The organism is Microcoleus sp. B3-D7 (genome assembly GCF_036705305.1).
Lineage (GTDB): Bacteria > Cyanobacteriota > Cyanobacteriia > Cyanobacteriales > Microcoleaceae > Microcoleus.
Genome location: NZ_JAUBUE010000124.1, coordinates 1 through 1,789, shown reverse-complemented (window position 1 = coordinate 1,789; position 1,789 = coordinate 1). Strand labels below are relative to the sequence as shown.

At 44.6% G+C, this 1,789-nt stretch carries 1 protein-coding gene; it reads right to left on the bottom strand.

Annotation, left to right across the window (positions count from 1 at the left end):
• Positions 1-209: 209 nt before the first annotated feature.
• Complete coding sequence (locus QUB25_RS29595) at positions 210-1,784, bottom strand: IS1182 family transposase (RefSeq protein WP_333189040.1); 1,575 nt, start codon at positions 1,782-1,784, stop codon at positions 210-212.
• Positions 1,785-1,789: the final 5 nt, after the last annotated feature.

Below are 1,789 nucleotides of genomic sequence, written 5' to 3'. Positions count from 1 at the left end.
CCTAGAGCGCCAGTCCAGTAAAAGAGGTTGACAAAAAACCTCAAATAGGATGTACCCAAACGACTCACAATACGCCACTAAAAACTCAAGTTGCTATGCAGTGTCTCTTCAATGATTGCCATACGAAATCTCAGCCGATGTTTGCTCTTAATAAATCCGGCCAGCCAGCGATAGGAAAAATATAATCTGCGACTAAGGTATCTTTTTAGCTAGGCTGATATCTGTTGATTTTGAAACATTCTTGCCAAAACATGGAGATTGTGAACCACCGCCATCCGACGCATATCGAACAGATTTTTGCGCAGTCCCAAGTACCGGGCTTGTGTTCCTTGCCACTGACCGATGTGAGCTAAACTGTGTTCGACACTCACTCGCTCTCTTAATTTTTGACGGCCGATTACTGTGGTTTGGCGCTCGCGCAACTCCTGCAATAATGGCTCGTCTGGATGAATGGAAACACTCCGACATTTAGAACTAGCTGTACATTGAGTTCGCAGCGGACAAATCTGACATTGCTTTTGGGGAAATCGCACTGTTTTTCCTGCGGTAAATGGTATGCTGATGCCATTGGGACAGCGGATTACACTCTCGTTCCAATCGAGATTGAAAGCTGTTTTATCAAAATATTTGCCGTTGCGGACTCGCCAAGATTTACAAATTATTGTCAAGCTTGCTGAGCGTTCTTTGACCCAATGGCTTGTTAAATAAGCTCGATCGATATGCAACTCTCCTAGCTCAACTTTTTGGGACGCTAAATCAATTGCTAGTCCTTCTGTAACACTAGCTTCTGCTACATTTGCAGGTGTTACTCCTACGGCTCTTACCATTCCTGTATCTAGGTCTTTGAGGATGTGGCGTTTGTATCCATCAAACTTTTTTGAACGACTTTTTCGTCCGTGTTTCATATCAGGGTCTTCTATGGCAATCCGGCGGTTGGGAGCCACGCCCTGACGAAGCTTTGGGCTGCCATCGTCCCTCCTTTCTATGTCTTGTTTTTCTATTTCTTTGGCCGATGCCAAGCTGCTTTTTACTGATTCTGCTGTCTTTTGTGTTAGGTCAGATTGCGATTCGATCCAGCTTTCTACTTGGTGGAGTGCTTGTAAAATTGTGGTTAATGCGTGCTCTCTAGCACTCGGGTCATCCCAATCTAAATCTAAGGCTTTTTTAAGGCTGCTCGCTGCCACAATTTCTGCTCCGGCTTGCGTTGCGATCGTCCCGACATCCTGTTGTGTACTTTTGGCAATTATTTCTAAGGATTTTTTGAGTGCATGACCTAACAGATTATAGGTGTCTTCGACTCGGGCTGCTCCCCATAAAGGACTTGAATCTAAGGCTGCTCTCAAGGAACCCTCGCTGTATCCTGGGGTTTTTTTAGCAATTTCAATTGTTTTTTCTACCAGCCGCCGATCGCCCCCTTTTGCGATTAAGACTGCCCGAAATCTAACTAAAGTACCTTTGCCGAAGGGAGCTTGTTCTGCATCCAAACAATCCAACACCAATTGCCATCTTCTGTCCATTTGCATTGCTTCAATTGCTTCGTCATCTGAAACTCCTGTGTAAGCTTGTAGAATAATTGCTAAAGCTATTTGTGCTGGTACGAGCGGGCATTTTCCTACTGTAGAGTCTTTAAACAGAGTTGCTAGTTCTACTTGAAACTCTTCATCAAATAATTGGTGGCGAATGTTTCTCAAAAATAAGAACAACTTTGCCTTCCGAATGCGCGAGGCTACGTTTTGTTCGCTTGCGGACAATTCGATGGGGGGATTCCAGATTGGTGGACGCATTGTTT